The sequence below is a fragment of the Ferrimonas pelagia genome (genome assembly GCF_039543565.1).
Classification (GTDB): Bacteria; Pseudomonadota; Gammaproteobacteria; order Enterobacterales; family Shewanellaceae; genus Ferrimonas; species Ferrimonas pelagia.
The window spans coordinates 12,230-29,494 of the sequence record NZ_BAABJZ010000013.1; the positions used below are offsets into that span (position 1 = coordinate 12,230).

Sequence of the window (17,265 nt, forward strand, 5' to 3'; positions counted from 1 at the left end):
ATCCCTACAGGTAATTGTCCAACGACAGCTTGTGCTCGCTGGGGTTGACCGCGCGAACGATGGTCTCATGGGACAGGCTGAGATCCCGCTCGGTGGCCATAACGTGGGTGCCGTGACGCGTGTTGTAGACCAGTTTGACCTTAGGGTTCAACGGATCGTGGGCATTGCCTTCTAATACGACGGCCAGCACTCCGCTGCTCAGTTCGACCATGGTGCCGGGCGGGTAGATCCCGATGCAGTTGATGAACTGATGCAGTAATTCCGGATCCAGCTGGACCGGAGCCATAGCCTGCAGTCGCTTCAACGCTTGGGTCGGGGTGAGCCCACTGTGATAGACCCGATCGGCGGTCATGGCGTCGTAGATGTCGCAAATGGCGATCATCCGGCCATAGCGGGTGATCGCCTCGCCTTTTAGCCCGGCGGGGTAGCCGCTGCCATCCAACTTTTCGTGATGCATTGCGGCCACATCGAGGCTGATCTTGCTGATCCCTGGGGTGCGGGCAATGATATCGCGACTGTGCCCGGCGTGGGTCTTCATGATGGTGAACTCTTGCTCGGTGAGTCTGCCCGGCTTGTTGAGGATCGACTCGGGGATCATCACCTTACCTATGTCATGCAGCAAGGAGCCGACGCAGATCTGATGCAATACCCTGTCATCAAACTGTAGGTGACGGGCAAACAGGACCATCAAGATCGCGACACCGATGGAGTGCTCGAGCAGATAGTCATCCTTGTCTTTGATCAGGCGCAGGCAGTTTAGCGCCGAGGCATTGCGGAACACGCTGTTGATGAACTCGTCGGCGGTGTGCTCGACCTCTTTGAGATCCAGACCTTTGCCTTCACGCAGGGAGTCGATGGTGCGTTGCTGCAGCTGGCGGGTTTGCTGGTACAGCTTGCGCGCCCGGGGTAACTCATTGGTGAATGAGGTGTGCTGGCGGGGACGCAATAGACGCTGCGGTGGTGGGGCGGTCGGGTGCGCCAAGGTCGGCCGACTGCGCGAGCGCAGGGGATCGATCAGGACGGTTTTCACCCCCTCTTCCGCGAGCAGGGCCAGGGTGGCCGGATCCCGCAGCATCCCTTGCTGGCGTACGCCTAAATGGGGGTGACTGGGGATCTCAACCACATAGGTGCCTATGGTGACTTGCTCTAGCGGAATAGGCTTTTTCATATGCGCTGTCTGCGAGGGGAGTACTGCATGGTGTCAGTGGCAGAGTTCCGGCCGGTCCAAGTTTCTATAATCTATACGACTTTTAACAAAAAAATAAGTTTAATTAACATGCCGTGTGCCACGGCAAGCGAGCTTGCTTGTTGGTGGTGGCTGCCCTTGTGAGTGGCGGCAGCGGAGTGTGGCAGAGTGGCTCGATTGGGTAAAGCCAGCGGGCGAGTTCGCCATTGGGGATCGGCACGGACGTGCTGCGGCTGCGGCAGAGTGACGCGGTTGTTGTTTCTCGGTCCAGTTGCCAGCCATTATACTTGCCAGATCTGAAGCTCGCTGTTGTTAAACGATTTATTGGACGGTTTATGGAAACGCTTACCGCTGCTGTGATGTTGCTCTTTATTATGGATCCCCTGGGCAACCTGCCGATCTTCAGCTCGGTGCTGCGTCACGTCGCCCCGTCTCGGCGTCGTTTCATTCTTATTCGCGAGTTGCTGGTCGCCCTGTTGATCATGCTGGTGTTCCTGTACGCCGGCGAGAGCTTCCTGAATTTCCTCAACCTGTCGTCGCAAGCGGTGTCGATCTCAGGTGCTATTATTTTGTTTATCATTGGCTTGCGCATGATCTTCCCGGACAAGGGCAGCGTAACTGGCCTCGAAGCCGGCGAAGAGCCGCTGATCGTCCCCCTGGCCGTGCCTTTGTTGGCAGGGCCTTCGGTACTGGCGACCTTGATCCTGTTGGCGCACCAAGATCCGGAGCGAATGGTGGACTGGACCTTAGCGACGGTCGCCGCTTGGGGGATCACCGCAGCCACCTTGATGTTATCTGGGGTGTTTCTGCGGGTGTTGGGCGAGCGCGGACTCAAGGCCATTGAGCGTTTGATGGGGATGATCTTATTGATGCTCTCGGTGCAGATGTTCCTCGATGGGATCGCCGGGATCATCGCCAAGTAGTGGTGTTGATCCTGCCGAGGCTGTGGTAGGGAACGCCGCGATTTATCGTCAGATCTTGGCGGGCTGCGCCATTCTACTCATTGTTTGATCCGAGGTGTGGCAGCTCGATAAAGGGTGACGCACACTGAGGCGGACGCAACCCGCCACGCGGGTTGAGAGTCCGTATGCGGGTGTGGCAGAGCACAAACGGAAAGGGGGGCAAGGATGCGGATCGAAGATGGTGTGGAAGGGTTGGAGCGCCATGCTCAGCAGCAATGGCAACGGCTGTTGGACGTACTGAGCCGATCCTGTGATATGCAGGGGGCCTATCTGGCCCGCTGCACCGAAGTGGAGCTCCATGTTTTGGCCACCAGTCGTGACTGTCCCCAGCAGGTCGGTGCGGGGGAGCGGATGCCGATCTTTGATCTCTATTGTGAGTGGGTGATGGTGCATGCCTCGCCCTTGGCGGTCGAAGACGCCACTCGCAGCACGCAATGGGCCTCGGGACGCGAAGCTCAGGCCGGTGTGTTGGCGTATTTGGGCCTGCCGATCCACGCACCGGACGGGGAGCTGTTCGGCACCTTGTGTCTGTGCCACACCCAACCGATCGCCATTCCCGCGCAATGGCATGATCTGATGATGTCGGTGGTCAGTATCATTGAAAGTGAACTGCGTATGCTGCAACTGACGCGGGAGTACAGCCGACGTGCCCGGACCGATCCGCTCACCGGGCTTGGCAATCGTTATGGCGTGGAGCTGGGGCTGAATTCGTTACTGGATTGGGGTCGACGCTTGTCGGACGGGGCGGCGGATAAGTTGCCGCTGGGGGTGATCCTACTGGAGCTGGACCAGTTTCATGCACTGATAGAGCAGCAGGGCCACAGCGCTTCAGAGCGCGTGTTGCGCTTTGTCGCCGATCTGCTCAAACGCAATCGTATTAATCAGGAGATGGCGGTGCGCTGGCAAGGGCATCGCTTCCTGCTGTTGGTGCCGGCGATCACTAAGGAGGATCTGCTGGCTCGGTCGGAACAGCTGCGGTGCGAGGTGCAACGCAGCGTGATCCAAACCGGCGAGGCGGCACTGGTTGTTACCGCCTCGGTGGGTGCGCTGGGGTGGGACGGCGACGGTGGCTTGCCCTGGGAGCGGCTGCGCCAGTGTCTGCGGCAAGCGCAAGGGGAGGGTGGCAACCGCTGCGTGATCGCCGAGCTAGGGGCGACGTTTACTGGCGCGGTTCCATTCGATGAGGGCGAACAACCCGTACATCATTAGCTGCTGGTATACCGACCAAGGCTGAGGCTTGCCCTGTCGAACCCGAAAGCCGGCGCAATAGGCCAGGTGGGCTGCCAGGGTGATCTGCAATAAGATCTGCAGTGCCAGACTGTAGGGTTGTGGCCAAGGGAAGATCAGGTTGACCAGCATGATCAGCCAAGCGGCAACCATGCCCGCTTTGGCCCAGGAGATGAATTGATCCATTGAGTGTCTCTTTTGGGTTTGGGTTAGGCTCGGCGATACAAGCGGTAGGCCACTTGGCCGGCGATCTTTTCTTTGTGCAGGCTCCAGCTGGCAGGGATCGGCAGCGGGGAGAGCTCGGCTTCGGTTTCGACGTAGATCCAGCTGCCCGGCTTGAGGTAACCATTGCTTTCCAACTGCTCGAGGCAAGGGCTCAGCAAATTTTTACGAAACGGCGGATCGACAAACACCAGATCATAGGGCTCGACGCAGGGCTGACTGAGCAGCTTCAGGGTGTCGCCCTGACACACCTGGGCATTGCTGGCGCCTAAGCTGTGCAGATTGCGCTGCAATTGCTTGGCGACGCCGGTATCAAACTCCATCAAGACCACGTGGGCGGCGTGGCGCGACAGCGCCTCCAGGCCCAGTGCGCCACTGCCACTGAAGCAATCCAGCACCCGCGCACTGTGGGTTTCGCCCATCAGCCAATTAAACAGGGTCTCGCGCACGCGATCCGTCGTGGGTCGCAGCCCTTCAAGATCGGCCACAGGCAGGCGGCGGCCACGCCACTGTCCGCTGATAATGCGGATCTGACCGGGGGATCGTCCGGTCGACGGTTTTTTGCTGTTGCGTCGGGGCGCTCTCGCCATAGTGACCTCGGTTTTTGGTGGAATTCTGGGTACACTACGACCCCAGAAAAGTTCGCTATTTTAGCAAGCCGAGGCCCCCAATGGGCACTCCCGGCAGAGGTATAAGGTACAAAGTATGGCCAAAGGCATGTTTTCCTGGTTTCGTCGCAATAAATCCAAGCCGGAAACCCAAGGTGAAGAGCAGGGAGCGCCGGTGTCCGCGCCGGAAGGGAGCAGTCAGGAGTCCCTCCCTGCCGCCGAAGCCGAGCGCGCCGCCGAAGCCGAGCGGGTAGCCGAAGCCGAGCGGGTAGCCGAAGCCGAGCGTGCCGAAGCCGAGCGTGCCGAAGCCGAGCGTGTTGCCGAAGCCGAGCGCGCCGAAGCCGAGCGGGTTGCCGAAGCCGAGCGGGTTGCTGAAGCCGAGCGCGCCGTCGAAGCTGAGCGCGCCGCCGAAGCTGAGCGCCTCGCCGAAGCCGAGCGGGTTGCCGAAGCCGAGCGGGTTGCCGAAGCCGAGCGTGTTGCTGAAGCCGAGCGTGTTGCTGAAGCCGAGCGTGTTGCTGAAGCCGAGCGTGTTGCTGAAGCCGAGCGTGTCGCCGAAGCCGAGCGCGTCGCCGAAGCCGAGCGCGTCGCCGAAGCCGAGCGCGTCGCCGAAGCCGAGCGTGTTGCTGAAGCCGAGCGTGTTGCCGAAGCCGAGCGTGTTGCCGAAGCCGAGCGTGTTGCCGAAGCCGAGCGGGTTGCCGAAGCCGAGCGTGTTGCTGAAGCCGAGCGCGCCGCCGAAGTCGCGGCTGCGGCGGTTGAGCCGGAGAAAAAGCAGGGCTTCTTTGCGCGCTTGAAGGCCGGTTTGCGTCGCACCAGTGAGAACATTGGTGGTGGCTTTGTTGCGCTGTTTAAAGGCAAGAAGATCGACGATGAGCTGTTTGAGGAGTTGGAAACCCAGCTGCTGCTGGCGGATGTCGGGATCGAAACCACCACGCGGATCATCGATAACTTGACGGAAAAAGCCGACTACGGCGATCTGAAGGATTCCGAGGCGCTGTTTGCCCATCTCAAAACCGAGTTGGCCAACATCTTACGTCCGGTTGACCAACCCTTGGTGTTGGATAACCCGGATGGCCCGATGGTGATCCTGATGGTGGGCGTTAATGGCGTCGGTAAGACCACCACCATCGGCAAGCTGGCGAAGCAGTATCAGCGTGAAGGTAAGAAGGTGATGCTGGCGGCGGGGGATACTTTCCGTGCGGCGGCGGTGGAGCAGCTGCAGGTGTGGGGGGAGCGTAACGCGATCCCGGTGATCGCCCAGCACACCGGTGCCGACAGCGCTTCCGTGTTGTTTGATGCCCTGCAGGCGGCGAAGGCTCGCAATGTGGATGTGCTGATCGCCGACACGGCCGGCCGTTTGCAGAACAAGGCGCACCTGATGGACGAGCTGAAGAAGATCGTGCGGGTGATGCGCAAGCTGGACGTTAAGGCGCCGCACGAAGTGATGCTGACGCTCGATGCCAGCACCGGTCAAAATGCCATCAGTCAGGCGCAGTTGTTTAATGAGGCGGTGGGCTTGACCGGCTTAACCCTGACCAAGCTGGATGGCACCGCCAAGGGCGGGGTGATCTTCGCGCTGGCGGATAAGTTCAACATTCCGGTACGTTACATTGGGGTGGGCGAGGGGATCGATGATCTTCGTCCGTTTGATAGTGATGCCTTTATTGACGCCTTGTTTAGCGAACAAGAGTCCTAACCTCGGTAGCGGAAGAGCCCAATCATGATCCAGTTTGAGCAGGTCAGCAAAGTGTACTCCGGCGGTCGCAGTGCGCTGGATAACGTCAATTTTCACCTCAAGCGAGGGGAGATGGCGTTCCTCACTGGCCACAGCGGTGCGGGCAAAAGTACCCTGCTTAAGCTGATCACCGCGATCGAGCGGCCTACGCTGGGCACGGTGACCATTAACGGCGCCGATGTGGGTCAGCTCAAGCGTCATCAAGTGCCCTTCTTGCGCCGCAACATTGGCATCATCTTTCAGGATCACAACCTGCTGATGGATCGCAGCGTTTACGACAATGTGGCGCTGCCTTTGCTGATCGAAGGGTTCGCTGAGCGTGAGATCGAGAAGCGGGTCGAGGCGGCACTGGATATGGTCGGGCTGGGCGACAAGCTGGGCTATGCGCCGATGCATCTGTCCGGTGGTGAGCAACAGCGGGTGGGGATCGCCCGTGCCGTGGTGGCCCGCCCGCCGTTATTGCTGGCGGATGAGCCTACTGGCAACCTTGATCCCAAACTGTCGATGGAGATCCTGCGATTGTTTGAGGCCTTTAATCGGGCGGGAACCACGGTCTTGATCGCCACCCATGATCTGGGTCTGATCGCGCGGATGCGCTATCGCACGCTGACCCTGAAGCAGGGGCGGATGATCTGCGCGGATGAGGTGGCGGCATGAGTCTGTCCCGCAAGAAGCTGCCGGTCGGGCAACGCATGATCAGCCTGCTGACTCAACATCTGCGTCAACTGCTGGCCAGCTTGGGCGAGTTGTGGCGTACCCCGATGACCTCGTTGATGACCCTGCTGGTGCTGGGTTTTAGCTTGAGCTTACCGGCGCTGCTGTTGGTGTTGGCCAATAACGCCGAGAAGGTGGAGGCGCAATGGCAGAGCGCGGCGGAGATCAGTCTGTTTCTGGATCTGGATATCGCGCCGGTTCGGCAGGAAACCCTGCTGACTCGATTGCGCGGCATGCCCGAGGTGATCGCGGTAACCTTTCAAAGCTCGGAGCAGGCCTTGGCCGAGTTTCGTCAACATGCACAGTTTGGCGATGCGCTGGCCTATCTGGATGATAACCCGTTACCGGGTCTGATCCGGGTGCAGCCATCGGCACGCCATGCTGGTGTCGATGCGGCGCGGAGCCTGCGGGACAGGCTGGCGCAGGAGCCGGGGATCGCCCTGGCCCGATTGGATCTGGACTGGCTGCAGCGGTTAGAGGCGCTTTCTGCCACGGGCCGCCAGGCGGGCATAGCGCTGGGGGTGTTGCTGCTGCTGGCGGTGGTGTTGATCACCGCCAATACGATCCGGCTGTCGATCATGCAGCGCTTTGATGAGATCAAGGTGATGAAGTTGGTGGGCGCGACCGAGGCCTTTATCCGTCGGCCGTTTCTGTACGGTGGGCTTTGGTTGGGGCTGTTGTCGGCGCTGCTGGCACTGGTGTTGGTCAATGTCATGCTGGTGTGGCTCGATGGCTCGATGGCACAGCTGTTGAGCCTCTACCGCAGTCAATTCCGGCTCGATGGCTTGAGCGTGCAACAGGGCAGCGTGTTGATCTTGGCTTCTTGCAGCCTGGGTTGGTTGGGAGCCTGGCTCTCGGTGCGACGTCACCTGCGCGCCATTGAGCCTCAGTAGCCGGTTGTTGGCGCTGATCGCACGGAACCTTTCGGGCCGAGCTGGGGTCTGACACGCATCGGTGATCCCGCACGCCCAGTCGTGCTAGACTGCCCAATCGAGTATTCACACGAGGTTCAGCATGAGCGACGCCAGTAACAATATGGCCTTAATGGTGGTGCCCCAGGGGCATGGCAGTCTGGAGAGTTACATCCAGGGTGTGAACGCCATTCCCATGCTGTCCTTGGAGGAAGAGCAATACTTGGCCCGACAGGTTACCGGTGGCGATATCGATGCCGCAAAACACCTGATCATGTCCCATCTGCGTTTCGTCGTGCACATCGCCCGCAGTTACTCCGGTTACGGCCTGCCCCAGGCGGATCTGATCCAGGAGGGCAACATCGGCCTGATGAAGGCGGTGAAGCGATTTGATCCCGATGTCGGGGTGCGGCTGGTGTCGTTTGCCGTGCATTGGATCAAAGCCGAGATCCACGAGTACGTCTTGAAGAACTGGCGGATCGTGAAGGTGGCAACGACCAAAGCACAGCGCAAGTTGTTCTTTAATCTGCGCAAGGCCAAGAAGCGCCTGGGCTGGTTCAGCGCCGAAGAGGTGTCAACCGTCGCTGCAGAACTGGGTGTCAGCGAGAAAGAGGTGATGGAGATGGAGGCCCGGCTGGCGGCGCAGGATGCGGCGTTTGATCTGGGCCCGGACAGCGACGACGATGAGGGCAGCTACGCCCCGGCGCTGTTTTTGGAGGACAACAGCTCCAATCACGCCGAGGTCATTGAAGAGGCCGATTGGGATCAACAGGCGCAAAACCGTTTGCACGCTGCGCTGAATACACTGGACGATCGCAGTCGGGATATTCTCAGCGCACGTTGGCTGGAGGAGCCCAAGGCGACCCTGCAGGAGTTGGCGGATCGCTACCAGGTCTCGGCGGAGCGGATCCGTCAGCTGGAAAAGAATGCCATCAAGAAGCTGAAGTTGTCGATGGACGGCTGAGCCAAGCCTTACTATCAGTACCATGGACGGGCCCTATCGGGGCCCGTTTTGTTTTTCTTTGCGTGTGTGGGAGTGAGTTATGCAATGTCGTCTGGGCTGTGGGGCCTGCTGTATCGCGCCCTCGATCACCTCTGCTATTCCCGGCATGCCACATGGCAAGCCCGCCGGTGAGCGCTGTATCCAGCTGGGCGATGACAACCTGTGCCGGATCTTCGGTCAACCGGAGCGGCCGGCGGTGTGCAGTGACTTTAAGCCGGACAGCATGATCTGCGGCGGCACCGATGCGGCGGTATTGCAGGTGCTGACGGAGCTGGAGGCGGCCACCCTCAGGGCGAGCTGAGCAGCGCGGAGGCGCGCACTAGGGTGATCCCCTGTTGGCTTAACAGCGGCAGTTGTTGCTGTAAAAACTCCAACGTGTCCGGGTAGGGATGTCCGATCACCACCACACTTCCGTTTGTTTGGGCGAAGTTCAGAGCCCGCCGCCATTGGATCTTGAGGGTCGCTTGGCCGGGCATGGGATCCAAAAATACGTCCCGCTTAAGGCTGGGCAGGCCGGCCGCCCGAGCGGCGGCGTAGGCTTGGCTGTTGGCCACGGTTCGGCTGTCGATGAAGAACTGTTGCTGCCGATGCAGCTCGGCCATCACCCAGCCCATGACCTCGATGTCGCCGGTGATGGCACTGCCCATATGATTGTTGACGCCGACGGTAAAGGGGATATCGGCAAAGGCTTTTTTGACCCGGTACTGCACTTGCCATTGATCCTGATCCGGCCCGATCGCCCAGGGGCCGGGAGACTTGTCTATTGTGGTGGCCATCGGCAGGTGTAGTAGGGTTTCACGCCCTTCGCGCCAGGCTCGCAGTGCGAGCTGGCGTCCCCACGGGGTGTGAGGCAAGAAGGAGAGGGTGACCTCTTGGGGCAGGGCAAAGACCTGAGGATCATCATGGCGGGCCCCGACGTCGTCGATGATCAGCGCCAGTTGAGCGGCCGACAGTGGGCCAAGCAGCCCCCAAGCCAGCAGGCCGCTCAGCCATGAGCTAAGGCGTCCAGGCCTGAAGCAGATCGTGCGCGGCAAACAACTGTTGGTCATCCTTCCAACTCGTTAACTCCTGTATATTGCTCACTATATCTTCAAGTTGCTGTGCGTCCAATTCGATGTGCAGATCCGGCGCGATCCCCTGTTGATCAATGAAGGTGCCGTCCGGGGTGGCGTAGCGCGCGGTGGTCAGCTTGATGGCGCCGCCTTGGCCCATTAACGGGATCAGGCTCTGCACCGTGCCCTTACCGTAGGAGGTTTCTCCGATCAGGATGGCTCGGCCTTGATCGCTTAACGCACCGGCCAAGATCTCGGCCGCGGAGGCACTGCCTTGATTGATCAATACCGCGACCGGTACGTCACCAAACAGACTGTAGCTGGTGGCACGGTAGTCGCTGTTGGCATCGAAAAAGCGCCCATGGGTGGTCACTATGGTGCCCGAGGTGAGGAACATGTCGGCCACCTGCACGGCGGCATCAAGCAGTCCGCCGGGGTTATTGCGCAGATCCAACACCAAGCCTTTCAGGGGCTGTTGCAGCAGTTGTGTGGCGGCCATGCGAACTTCAAAGGCGGTGCGCTGGTTGAAGCTGGAGATCTTGAGGTAGCCGATATCGCCGGGCAGCAGCTCGCTTTCGCTGGAGGCGATCTCGATCTCAGAGGGACTCAGGCGAAACTGCAACGGCGTCGGGGTATCCTCGCGCTCCAGGGTCAGCAGCAGGTGACGGTCGTCTAAGCTGGCTTGTTTGATGTAGGCGATCAGGGGGTCGAGATTGTCGGCATTGGCGATCAGGCTATCGACCTGCAACAGCACATCGCCGGGTAAGACGCCGGCCGCTTCGGCGGATGAACCGCCTAACGGGGTCACCACCCGGATCAGTTGTTCATCGATGGCGACCTCCAAGCCGTAGCCGTAATAGTGGCCCCGGTTGTTGTCACGCAGCAGTTCGAGGGTGCTGGGACTGAGGTAGGTTGAGTGGGGATCCAGCACTTCGAGCATCCCTTTCAGGGCGCCGTCGAGCAGGGCTTGTTGATCGACATCGTCGACGTAATAGTCGTTGACCAGCTCCTGAATGGCATGGATCAACTCTTGGCTGTGTTCTGTAGTCGGCGCTGTCGCGTCCCTGTGAAACTCCGCCTCAGCGAGGGCGACATGAATGCTGAGAAGGAGGCCGACCAGCAAGGATAACAGGCGCATACGCGCTCCCGACTGATCATTTGGGGACGGCTTTGTGCTTAGCCTTTACGCAGGTACAACTTAGGATCCACGGCGCGCCCCCGATGGCGTATCTCGAAGTATAGACCGGGTTTTTCCAGACCACCGGAGTCTCCGCTTAAGCCCACGGTATCACCGGCTTGAACCTGCTCTCCCACTTGGCGGAGCAAGGCCTGCGCATGGCCATACAAACTTAGGTACTCGTCGCCATGATCCACCACCAGCACCAGACCAAAGCCTCGCAACCAGTCGGCAAACACCACCTGTCCCGACGCGATGGCATTGATCTCGCGGCCGGACGGGGCGCTGAGTAACCAGCCGTTCCACTTCAATTGCCCCTGGCGGGGCTGACCGAAGCGGTGGCTTATGGTGCCGCTCAGTGGCCAGGGCAGTTGCCCCTTTTGTTCGCTCAGGCCCAAGTGGTGCTGACTTTGCGCCAGCGCCTCCAGGGCCTGCTCGATGGCCGCGGCCAACACATCCCGGTTTTCTTGCAGTTGATCCAGTTGCTGGCGCCCCTGAGAGAGGCGCTGATCCAATTGGGCCAGCGCTTGCTGGCGTTCACTCTGCCGCCGCTCTAAGGTGCGTTGCTGCTCGGCCTGCTGCTGATGCAGCTCGGCTTGCTGGGCGCGCACCTGTTGCTGTTGCTCGGTGATCTGCTGCAATTCTGCACGGGTCTGTTTGACGGTGTCGATGGCGTCGATCCGGGCCTGGTTCAGATATTGGTAGTACACCATCATCCGCTCCAGTCGGGCGGGATCATCGTTGCCCAACAGCAGCGCGGTGGCGTCTTGATCGCCACTCATCCAGGCGGTGCGCAACTGATTGGCCAGTTGCTGTTGCTCCGCCTGCTGCCGTTGTTGCAGGGTCTGTGCCTGCTCGGCCAACGAGGCCAGCGCGGTATCGGTGCCCTGCAGCGCCTGTTGGCTGCGGCGCACCGATGCTGCGCTGTCTGAGACCGCCTTTTCCGCTTGCCTAAGCGCCTTGAGCTGCTTGTCCTTATTGATCTGGGCCTGGGCCAGTTGACCTTGCTGCTGGCGGATCTGATCCGCCAGTTGCTGCAGCTTGGCCTGCTGACGCTCCACGTCTGGCTCCAATGCCGCAACGGGCGTTGTCAGTAGCAGCAGAGACAGGCTCAGGGCGGACAGGCGCATGGGCTTTAGCCTTTAAGGGTGATCAGTGACTGGCCGGTCATCTCTGCCGGCACATCCAGATCCATCAGCGCCAACATGGTCGGAGCCAGATCGGACAGGGCGCCCCCGGCGCGCACGGTGCCTTCACGACCGACGTAGATCATCGGCACCGGCTCGCTGGTGTGGGCAGTGTGAGCCTGACCGGTAGAGGCGTCTTCCATCTGCTCGGCGTTGCCGTGATCGGCGGTGATGATGCATTCGCCGCCGACGTTTTGCAGCGCTTCGACCACACGGCCGATGCAGTTATCAACGGCTTCACATGCCTTAACGGCGGCGTCGAAGTCACCGGTGTGGCCGACCATGTCGCCGTTCGGGTAGTTACAGATGATCACATCGTGCTCGCCGGCATTGATGGCGTGGATCAGCTTCTCGGTCAGCTCTTCGGAGCTCATCGCCGGGGCCAGATCGTAGGTGGCCACTTTGGGCGAGTTGATCAGGACGCGGTCTTCGCCTTTGAACGGCTGCTCGATGCCGCCATTGAAGAAGAAGGTGACGTGGGCGTACTTCTCGGTTTCACTGATCCGCAGTTGGGTCTTGCCCTGCTTCTCCAGCCACTCACCCAGGGTGTTGGTCAGTGCGTTTGGCGGGAAGGCGCAGGCGGTGTCGATATCGGCGGCATACTGGGTCAGCATCACGGTGCTGATCAGCTTAGGCGTTGCCTGGCGGGCAAAACCGTCAAAACCGGCGTCAACGAAGGCGCGGGTCAACTGACGGGCGCGATCGGCACGGAAGTTCATGAACACCAGGGCGTCGCCATCCTTCATGGCTTCGGCTTGGCCGATCACGGTCGCGGCCACGAACTCGTCGTTTTCATCGCGGGCGTAAGCCGCTGCCAGGGCGGCTTCGGCGTTGTCAGCTTGATGATCACCCTGTGCCAGGGTCAACAGGTTGTAAGCTTTCTCGACCCGCTCCCAGCGTTGATCTCGATCCATGGCGTAGTAGCGGCCCACCACAGAGGCGATGCGACCACAGCCCAGCTCGGCAAACAGGGCTTCCATACGGGCCAGCGGGCCCTCGGCGCTGCGCGGTGGGGTGTCACGGCCATCGAGGAAGGCGTGCAGGCGAATGTCGGTGGCACCACGACCCGCGGCACAGCGGATCATCGCTTCGATGTGATCAACATGGCTGTGTACGCCGCCGGCGGACAGCAGGCCCATGATGTGCACGGCGCCGCCATTGGCTTTGGCACCATCAACCGCAGCGGTCAATGCCGGGTTGTGCTCAAATTCACCGTCACTGATGGACTTACCGATGCGGGTCAGTTCCTGATAAACCACCCGGCCGGCGCCGATGTTGATGTGGCCCACTTCGGAGTTGCCCATCTGCCCATCCGGCAGACCCACGTCCATGCCAGAGGCGGAGATCAGGCCGCTGGTGGCTTCGCTGAACAGACGATCCATGTTCGGGGTGTTGGCGGTGGTGATGGCGTTATCGGCGGTGGCGGCGCGTGAGCCCCAACCGTCGAGGATAAGCAGTGCGAGTGGCTTCTTTGCGGCAGTCATGATGATTCCTTGAACAGTTCGCTGGCAGGGTACCAAGAGTTATCGATATACAGAACTGAAAGTTTACAACATGCTAAAGCCACCCCACCAGCATCGAGCGGTCGAGTTGTGGCCTAAACCTGCCGAAAACCCCGTCGCCACCAGCGCAACGTGATGCATGGCGTGTGTTGCTCAATGCCGGGGCGCCCGACCAGATGATCCATGACGCACCGGCACAGCCCTCACAGGGGCCGTGTTGTGGTAGAGCGGCCGCGAACTCACCGAGATTTAGTGTGACTGGCCACCACCACAGGGTATACTGCTGAGCTTTGATATTGACCCATTTGCTACAAAGAAGACAGGCAAAACCATGCATGAGTTTATTGATTTCCTCACTCGGAATCCGATTTTGAGTCTCGCTTGGGTCGCTCTGGCGGCTCTGTTTATCAGCTCTTTGGTTCAGGGCAAGCTGAGCAAGTTCACCACGGTGGATCACCAAGCGGCGACCTTGCTGATCAACAAAGAAGACGCCAAGATCTTGGATGTGCGTGGTGAAGACGAGTTTAAGAAGGGTCACATCGTTGACGCTTTGAATGTACCGCTGTCTCAGATCAAAAATAATCAGCTGGCGACGGTTGAAAAGCACAAGAACAGCCCCATCATTGTCGTATGTAACGCCGGGATCAGTTCCAGCCAAGCCGCCAACACCTTGGTGAAAGCGGGCTTTGATAAGGTCTACAACCTGAAAGGGGGCATGACCGACTGGAACGCCGCAAATATGCCGGTAGTGCGTGGTAAGAAGCGCTGAGAAGTCTCAGTGTTGAATTCCGGGTGACAGGCAATTTGCCTGACACTAGACCAAAGCGCTCCCGCAGCACTTTGGGCAGCTCCTGAAGATTGCCAGATCGGCGAACGGATGCCCGATACAACAATAGAATTAAAGGTAAATAGACAATGTCTGAAGCAGCAACCAACAACGAACAAGCCGCACCAGCGTTCCAGATCCAACGCGTATTCACCAAAGACATCTCTTTTGAGACGCCAAACTCGCCAGCGATTTTCCAGAAAGAGTGGAAGCCAGAAGTTAAGCTGGATCTGGACACTCGCAGCAACAAGCTGGCGGATGACACCTTTGAGGTGGTTATCTCCATCACTGTGACCACCAAAGTGGGCGATGATGTGGCGTTCCTGTGTGAAGTGCAGCAGGCCGGTATCTTTACCATTGCTAACCTGCCAGACGCGCAACTGGCCCACGCTCTGGGTGCGGGTTGCCCGAACATTCTGTTCCCTTACGCTCGCGAAGCCGTCGCCAACCTGGTTAACCGTGGTACCTTCCCACCACTGAACCTGGCGCCGGTAAACTTTGATGCGCTGTTTGCTCAGTACCTGCAGAAGCGTCAGCAAGAAGCTGGTGCCGCCCAGGGTGAGCAGGCTGACGCCTGATCTTCAGGAGCTTTTCAGTTGACTGAATCTGCCGATATTACGGTATTAGGGGCGGGGTCTTATGGCACCGCCCTTGCCATTTCTCTGGCTCGCAATGGCCATCGCACCGTGTTGTGGGGCCATAATGGCCAGCACATGGCGGATCTCGCCCAAAATCGCAGCAATGAAGCGTATTTGCCGGGTAACCCTTTTCCGGATCCGCTGATCATTGAACCGGATCTGGCCAAGGCATTGGCCGCGTCGCGCAATGTCCTGGTGGTGGTGCCCAGTCACGTCTATGGTGACGTGCTGCGCCAAGCCAAGCCATTGATGCGTGACGATGCGCGTCTGGTGTGGGCGACCAAGGGGCTTGAGCCCAAAACCGGGCGCCTGCTGCAGGACGTGGCCCGTGAAGTGCTCGGAGAGCAGATCCCATTGGCGATCTTGTCCGGCCCCACCTTTGCCAAAGAGATGGCGGCGGGCTTGCCGACGGCGATCTCTCTGGCCTCGACCGATCCTCAGTTTGCCGATGAAATGGCTAAACTGTTGCATTGTGGGACCTGGATGCGGGTGTACGTGAACCCGGACTTCATTGGCATGCAGCTGGGTGGCGCGGTGAAAAACGTCATCGCTATTGCGGCCGGTATGTCCGACGGTATCGGCTTTGGTGCCAATGCCCGGACCGCCCTGATCACGCGGGGTCTGGTGGAGATGTGCCGCCTCGGTTGCTCGTTGGGGGCCGATAAGGACACCTTTATGGGCATGGCGGGATTGGGCGATCTGGTGCTGACCTGCACCGACAATCAATCACGCAACCGTCGCTTTGGTCTGGCCTTGGGTCAGGGTAAAGGGGTGGAGCAGGCGATGACCGAGATCGGCCAGGTGGTGGAAGGCTTCCGCAATGCGGAGGAGGTCTACCAATTGGCCAAGCGCCAGGGCGTGGAGATGCCGATCACCGATCAGCTGTATCAGGTCTTGTACCAGGATAAGCCGGTGGTTGAGGCCGCCAAGGCGTTGCTGGGTCGAGACATGAAGCAAGAGTAAGTCTCTGAAAGGCTTTATAGATTTAAAAAAGGGGTGCGCAAGCGCCCCTTTGTTGTTTGTTCATCGGGGCAACCCGGGGTGAGAAAGTGATGAAGTTTGATGTGGTGGTGATCGGCGCGGGTGCGGCGGGATTGATGAGTGCTGCGACGGCGGCGGCGCGGGGCCGAAAGGTGTTGGTGCTGGATCACGCCAAGCAGGCGGGCAAGAAGATCCTGATCAGCGGCGGTGGCCGCTGTAATTTCACCAACATGGATGTGGTGCCGGGCAACTACCTGTGCGGCAATCCGCATTTCGTAAAGTCGGCCTTGGCGCAATACAGCCACTGGGACTTTATCGGCATGGTCTGTCGCCACGGCATCGCCTACCACGAGCGCGATCATGGCCAGCTGTTTTGTGATGACTCGGCCAAAGAGATCGTGCAGATGCTGCTGAGCGAATGCGATCAGCACGGCGTGCAACTGCGGCTGCGCACCGAGATCCAATCGGTCAGCCACGGGGAGGAGGGATTTTCCTTGGCGACGTCGTTGGGCCGGATCCAGGCTGAGTCATTGATCGTCGCCACCGGCGGCCTGTCGATGCCGAAATTGGGGGCGACGCCCTACGGCTATCAGTTGGCCGAGCAGTTTGGCCTGACAGTGCTGCCGACCCGCGCGGGCTTGGTTCCGCTAACGCTGCGCCCGGAAGATAAGCAGCACTTTGAGCCCTTGTCTGGGATCAGCCTGACCACCTCGATCCAAGCGGGCCCACGGGGCAAGCCATCGGGCCCGGCGTTTACCGAGCAGATGTTGATCACCCACCGGGGCGTGTCCGGTCCGGCGGTGTTGCAGGCCTCCAATTATCGTGGGATCGGTGAGCCGGTCTGTGTCGATCTGCTGCCCTCGGCCGATGTGGCTGAGTTGCTGGCTGAGGCCAAGAGCAAGAGCCCCAAACGGCAACTGTTGACCGTCTTGAGTGAATGGCTACCCGGGCGGCTGGCCGAGGCGCTGATGGCGCGCCAAGCTTGGAGCAATGAGCAGATCGCCCAGCTCAGTAAGGCGCAGATCAGTGAGATCGCGCAGAGCTTGAACGCGTTTGAGTTGAAGCCGGCTGGGGATGAGGGGTATCGCACCGCCGAAGTGACATTGGGTGGGATCGACACCGATCAGATCAGCTCAAAAACCATGGAGTGCAAGACGGTCTCCGGGCTGTTTTTTGCCGGCGAGGTGCTGGATGTGACCGGTTGGCTGGGCGGCTACAACTTCCAGTGGGCCTGGAGCTCGGGTTATGTTGCCGGTCAAAATGCCTGATATTTCAACTTGCTAAGGTGGGTCGTCTGCTTATGGTGGCGCTCAGCCAAAGGATCGGCTGAAGCGGTG

Annotated in this window: 18 protein-coding genes; 11 read left to right on the top strand and 7 right to left on the bottom strand. The window is 59.9% G+C overall.

Translation table 11 applies throughout. The annotated features are described in order from the left end of the window. Positions 1-4: 4 nt before the first annotated feature. Positions 5-1,168: a cyclic di-GMP phosphodiesterase gene (locus ABEA08_RS05315; protein ID WP_345334029.1), complete on the bottom strand. Its 1,164-nt coding sequence runs from the start codon at positions 1,166-1,168 to the stop codon at positions 5-7. Between the two features lie 353 nt (positions 1,169-1,521). Here ABEA08_RS05315 and ABEA08_RS05320 point away from each other — a divergent pair, with 353 nt between their 5' ends. Beyond that, positions 1,522-2,109: a YhgN family NAAT transporter gene (locus ABEA08_RS05320; protein ID WP_345334031.1), complete on the top strand. Its 588-nt coding sequence runs from the start codon at positions 1,522-1,524 to the stop codon at positions 2,107-2,109. Between the two features lie 204 nt (positions 2,110-2,313). Then, positions 2,314-3,357 (top strand): sensor domain-containing diguanylate cyclase, encoded by a 1,044-nt coding sequence (locus ABEA08_RS05325; RefSeq protein ID WP_345334033.1) that lies wholly within the window; start codon positions 2,314-2,316, stop codon positions 3,355-3,357. Here ABEA08_RS05325 and ABEA08_RS05330 read toward each other — a convergent pair. Further along, the gene (locus ABEA08_RS05330; RefSeq protein WP_345334036.1) at positions 3,295-3,561 is read right to left on the bottom strand and encodes a DUF1145 domain-containing protein; all 267 of its coding nucleotides are present in this window, start codon (positions 3,559-3,561) and stop codon (positions 3,295-3,297) included. The two genes, ABEA08_RS05325 and ABEA08_RS05330, sit on opposite strands and share 63 nt — an antisense overlap. Positions 3,562-3,584: 23 nt before the next feature. Continuing rightward, on the bottom strand, positions 3,585-4,187 hold the full coding sequence (gene rsmD, locus ABEA08_RS05335) for a 16S rRNA (guanine(966)-N(2))-methyltransferase RsmD (RefSeq protein WP_345334038.1): 603 nt from the start codon (positions 4,185-4,187) through the stop codon (positions 3,585-3,587). A gap of 115 nt (positions 4,188-4,302) precedes the next feature. On the opposite strand from rsmD, the gene ftsY reads away from it, so the two are divergent. The 5 genes from ftsY (at position 4,303) to ABEA08_RS05360 (ending at position 8,866) form a co-directional block, all read left to right on the top strand. After that, on the top strand, positions 4,303-5,898 hold the full coding sequence (ftsY, locus tag ABEA08_RS05340; RefSeq protein ID WP_345334039.1) for a signal recognition particle-docking protein FtsY: 1,596 nt from the start codon (positions 4,303-4,305) through the stop codon (positions 5,896-5,898). Between the two features lie 24 nt (positions 5,899-5,922). After that, entirely contained in the window at positions 5,923-6,594 is a 672-nt protein-coding gene (gene ftsE, locus ABEA08_RS05345; protein ID WP_345334041.1) for a cell division ATP-binding protein FtsE, read from the top strand. Beyond that, complete coding sequence (gene ftsX / locus ABEA08_RS05350; protein ID WP_345334043.1) at positions 6,591-7,544, top strand: permease-like cell division protein FtsX; 954 nt, start codon at positions 6,591-6,593, stop codon at positions 7,542-7,544. The genes ftsE and ftsX overlap by 4 nt, the downstream gene beginning before the upstream one ends. Positions 7,545-7,665: 121 nt before the next feature. Next, entirely contained in the window at positions 7,666-8,526 is an 861-nt protein-coding gene (rpoH, locus tag ABEA08_RS05355) for an RNA polymerase sigma factor RpoH (RefSeq protein ID WP_345334045.1), read from the top strand. Positions 8,527-8,605: 79 nt separating this feature from the next. Beyond that, positions 8,606-8,866 carry a YkgJ family cysteine cluster protein gene (locus ABEA08_RS05360; RefSeq protein WP_345334047.1) on the top strand — a complete coding sequence of 87 codons (261 nt, stop codon included), beginning with the start codon at positions 8,606-8,608 and terminating at the stop codon, positions 8,864-8,866. Here the strand turns inward: ABEA08_RS05360 and ABEA08_RS05365 are convergent. The 4 genes from ABEA08_RS05365 to gpmM are packed head-to-tail and all read right to left on the bottom strand — an operon-like array spanning position 8,853 to position 13,465. Beyond that, the gene (locus ABEA08_RS05365; protein ID WP_345334049.1) at positions 8,853-9,614 is read right to left on the bottom strand and encodes a divergent polysaccharide deacetylase family protein; all 762 of its coding nucleotides are present in this window, start codon (positions 9,612-9,614) and stop codon (positions 8,853-8,855) included. The genes ABEA08_RS05360 and ABEA08_RS05365 overlap by 14 nt on opposite strands. Further along, positions 9,562-10,755 (bottom strand): S41 family peptidase, encoded by a 1,194-nt coding sequence (locus ABEA08_RS05370; RefSeq protein ID WP_345334051.1) that lies wholly within the window; start codon positions 10,753-10,755, stop codon positions 9,562-9,564. Before ABEA08_RS05370 ends, ABEA08_RS05365 begins: the two co-directional genes overlap by 53 nt. A 38-nt stretch (positions 10,756-10,793) precedes the next feature. After that, positions 10,794-11,924, bottom strand: coding sequence for a murein hydrolase activator EnvC family protein (locus ABEA08_RS05375; RefSeq protein WP_345334053.1), 1,131 nt, complete (start codon positions 11,922-11,924; stop codon positions 10,794-10,796). A 5-nt stretch (positions 11,925-11,929) separates the two neighbouring features. After that, positions 11,930-13,465, bottom strand: a complete 1,536-nt coding sequence (gene gpmM, locus ABEA08_RS05380) for a 2,3-bisphosphoglycerate-independent phosphoglycerate mutase (RefSeq protein WP_345334055.1) — start codon at positions 13,463-13,465, stop codon at positions 11,930-11,932. A gap of 349 nt (positions 13,466-13,814) precedes the next feature. On the opposite strand from gpmM, the gene ABEA08_RS05385 reads away from it, so the two are divergent. The 4 genes from ABEA08_RS05385 (at position 13,815) to ABEA08_RS05400 (ending at position 17,196) form a co-directional block, all read left to right on the top strand. Beyond that, positions 13,815-14,252, top strand: coding sequence for a rhodanese-like domain-containing protein (locus ABEA08_RS05385; protein ID WP_345334057.1), 438 nt, complete (start codon positions 13,815-13,817; stop codon positions 14,250-14,252). A gap of 146 nt (positions 14,253-14,398) precedes the next feature. Beyond that, positions 14,399-14,887 carry a protein-export chaperone SecB gene (gene secB / locus ABEA08_RS05390; RefSeq protein ID WP_345334059.1) on the top strand — a complete coding sequence of 163 codons (489 nt, stop codon included), beginning with the start codon at positions 14,399-14,401 and terminating at the stop codon, positions 14,885-14,887. An 18-nt stretch (positions 14,888-14,905) separates the two neighbouring features. Beyond that, the gene (gpsA, locus tag ABEA08_RS05395; RefSeq protein ID WP_345334061.1) at positions 14,906-15,910 is read left to right on the top strand and encodes an NAD(P)H-dependent glycerol-3-phosphate dehydrogenase; all 1,005 of its coding nucleotides are present in this window, start codon (positions 14,906-14,908) and stop codon (positions 15,908-15,910) included. Between the two features lie 89 nt (positions 15,911-15,999). Beyond that, positions 16,000-17,196 carry a BaiN/RdsA family NAD(P)/FAD-dependent oxidoreductase gene (locus tag ABEA08_RS05400; protein WP_425557330.1) on the top strand — a complete coding sequence of 399 codons (1,197 nt, stop codon included), beginning with the start codon at positions 16,000-16,002 and terminating at the stop codon, positions 17,194-17,196. Positions 17,197-17,265 lie beyond the last annotated feature (69 nt).